This window comes from Aeromonas sp. 1HA1 (genome assembly GCF_029237385.1).
GTDB lineage: Bacteria > Pseudomonadota > Gammaproteobacteria > Enterobacterales > Aeromonadaceae > Aeromonas > Aeromonas popoffii.
Genome location: NZ_JAACGC010000146.1, coordinates 1 through 2,631, shown reverse-complemented (window position 1 = coordinate 2,631; position 2,631 = coordinate 1). Strand labels below are relative to the sequence as shown.

Genomic DNA, 2,631 nt, shown 5'->3' with positions numbered 1-2,631 from the left:
CAAGAAATGGACCATGCCGATCCAGAATTGGAAGCTTGCCCTAAATCGTTTTATTATCGAGTTCGGTGATCGCCTGAACGGTCACCTGTAATGGAGTGGGCAGTTACACAGAATTATTTACAGGCTCCAATAGCTCGTGTACAGGTCGTATTCAATAGGGTATTTTTTACGGAACTCGTTGATTGCTCGCTCACACCCTTCTTTTGTTTTCACTTGCTCAGAGGAAAAACCTATCGATTCTATTTTTTGCGTTATCTGAGGATCCGTATGATGTGAAGGTTTTTTTAATTGAGGGCCGGCGTCTATTCCGAACCGAATCAGTTTTTCATAAGCTAACACTCTCACATCAAAAATATGGTCGTTATTCATCAAATCAATCAGGGTATCGATACACTCCTGACATTTATATTTTCCAAGCAAATGAACTGCCAGCATCCTTTTTTCAAATGAATACACGAAGTTTCTATTTCTTACTATCTCTTTCCTTACTTTTTCTGTTGGCTCAGATTCTATATATTTATCTTTAGGTTCCTCAAGTGAAACTAAGTAATCTGCTGCTGAAATAGAATTTTTAACTAAATTTTTCTGAAAGCTATTAAATGCAGTTCGCATATAGGATAAAGGATGAGCCATCGGGTGCGATTTACCTGGTTTGGTTAACCTCTCATGCTCTTGGTAGCGCTTATTAACTCTTTCCCAATCCTTCGGATAGACACGTTTAAACTCAGAAAAGAAAGAATCGAAATCACAACCAACAGGAAGGGAAGATAGCACTGTTGCTATTTTGAATTCTTTTTTCGGAATAACACTACCTTTTGATACCCGTTGTCTACTCATGGTCACCCTCTCCACACCGAAATTGGTTACAAACCTCACTTAGACATGAGGTTACAATTTGATTTATATAGGTTTTTGTGGAAGCGCTACAACTTATCGACTTCCACATCCCAAGCCTGATGATCGTTGATCTGAACGAGGTAGCCAGCATTTTCCTCTAACTTGCGGTCACCAGACAGCCACCCACTTTCTTGCCTTCGTTTGACCCTCTATGGTTGTGGTATGCCCTTCGGTAGTCAATACCATTGCTTGGACTGAGAACCATATACTGATCATCAATTCCAGCTCGTTTGAAAACCTTAAATATTTCTGATTCTACGTCACTGCGGCTGCCATAAACCTCGACAGTTCTATGATGATTCCCAGATTGCCGGTAAAAATTCAGAATGTACTTGCCACTGGCAGGCATCTTTGTCCAAGCTTCATCGGCATCAACAGATTTTGAAGCAGACTTGGTAGATGATAACGCCCACCCAATAAATGCAATCAAAACACTTCCGCCGAGAATCAACAACATTTCAGCGCCACTAGATTGAGCCATCGTCCATCTTTCCCTTCATCTCAGAGCTTGGCTGCAAGTCTCTTTTGCATTTCTTCCAGAGACCATTGTCGATGGCCGTCCCAGTAAACGAGCCGACCAGGGTCATTACATAGCATCATCTCTCTAGCGTTCTCTTTCATGACAAACACCACCTGTTCAAGGCCCCACTCTTCTATTGTTAGACCAAAGGCACACAGGCTTGCGTCTCCAGTAGTGAGAGCTTCGCTCAAGCTCCGACCAGAGGGCCCCTTGATGCAGTAAATCCCCCACTCGTCCTCTTCTTGCTTAGCCATGATCGTTTTTCCTATGACTTGATGTTATCGGTTGGGGACATAAGCTCACCGCATTCACTACAGCGATAATGACTCTTACCATCTGGTACTGCTGCCACCATTCCTGTGACAGAGACTAACTCCCACATGTCTGAATAGGGCTGATCATTCTCAGTTGTCTTTTCGACACCACGATGCCCGTTGGGGCATATGAAATGTTCGTAGGTTCGTAAGGCCATAGTTTTTCCTCGATCAAACGTGTTTTGGCATATCCATTACCGATTCAGCCTCAGAGAAAACTTCATCGCTAAAGCGTCATGCTTCAGCGGGGTAGTCTTCCCGCATGTTAACCACTTTGGCCAGCCGCGCCGCCAGGGCAGCCTCAGGCCTGCTGTCTCTCTCTGGGGTCATAGTTCGCTTGCATAGAAATTTGCAGACACGCAGCTGGGGGAGTTCACGATTACCCGATCACCACCAATCGGGAATATTCTTGTAAAAAGAACTGGTGCGAAGCAGTCGCTTGGTACTGCTCACATCAGCCTCAACATAATTGGCAAAATTATTAAAGGCATAGTCAGCAAGATCTTGTGCATTTTCCCGCAGACCCACGTCACTCGGTTCTACGACTTGCAGCCACGCTGTCCTGCCAGCCTCTGAAGCGATAACGGCATAAATATTGACCTGATCAGATCGGCAGACTAGCGCGACGCCATCGATAATCTGCGGTTTATTGCCGGTATTCAGGCAGTGGTCGAAGAAGTCAGCATAGATGCCCACAACACCAGGCAATTTGACCGTTAATTTTTCCTGGATAGCATAGGAGGAGCGGAAAAACTTACCTTTCGGAAAATCAAATGGAGCTATTGTCAAATCTGGTGTATGGCGTCGGTCAGGCGGCACTCCTGTCTGACTCCTCCAGCACCTTTACTCCGTCCTTGAATTTCACGTTGTTCGCTACCAACGTCAGCAGCGCAAATCCCT

4 protein-coding genes are annotated in these 2,631 nt (G+C 44.9%); all 4 read right to left on the bottom strand.

Annotated elements, in window-relative coordinates; all coding sequences use genetic code 11:
* Nucleotides 1-117: 117 nt before the first annotated feature.
* The 4 genes from GWQ22_RS21195 to GWQ22_RS21180 all read right to left on the bottom strand — a co-directional run bounded on the left by GWQ22_RS21195 (nucleotide 118) and on the right by GWQ22_RS21180 (nucleotide 2,550).
* Nucleotides 118-837, bottom strand: a complete 720-nt coding sequence (locus GWQ22_RS21195; protein WP_275931590.1) for a HEAT repeat domain-containing protein — start codon at nucleotides 835-837, stop codon at nucleotides 118-120.
* Nucleotides 838-994: 157 nt separating this feature from the next.
* Nucleotides 995-1,378: a hypothetical protein gene (locus GWQ22_RS21190; protein WP_275931589.1), complete on the bottom strand. Its 384-nt coding sequence runs from the start codon at nucleotides 1,376-1,378 to the stop codon at nucleotides 995-997.
* A 20-nt stretch (nucleotides 1,379-1,398) separates the two neighbouring features.
* Entirely contained in the window at nucleotides 1,399-1,671 is a 273-nt protein-coding gene (locus tag GWQ22_RS21185; RefSeq protein WP_275931588.1) for a hypothetical protein, read from the bottom strand.
* A gap of 447 nt (nucleotides 1,672-2,118) precedes the next feature.
* A complete protein-coding gene (locus tag GWQ22_RS21180; protein WP_275931587.1) occupies nucleotides 2,119-2,550 on the bottom strand; it encodes a hypothetical protein in 432 nt (143 codons plus the stop codon).
* Between the last annotated feature and the right edge of the window lie 81 nt (nucleotides 2,551-2,631).

Bases quoted from the DNA above. Each gene is read 5' to 3' on its own strand.
- GWQ22_RS21185 (WP_275931588.1), bottom strand. From the start codon at position 1,671: ATGGCTAAGCAAGAAGAGGACGAGTGGGGGATTTACTGCATCAAGGGG.
- GWQ22_RS21190 (WP_275931589.1), bottom strand. From the start codon at position 1,378: ATGGCTCAATCTAGTGGCGCTGAAATGTTGTTGATTCTCGGCGGAAGT.
- GWQ22_RS21195 (WP_275931590.1), bottom strand. From the start codon at position 837: ATGAGTAGACAACGGGTATCAAAAGGTAGTGTTATTCCGAAAAAAGAA.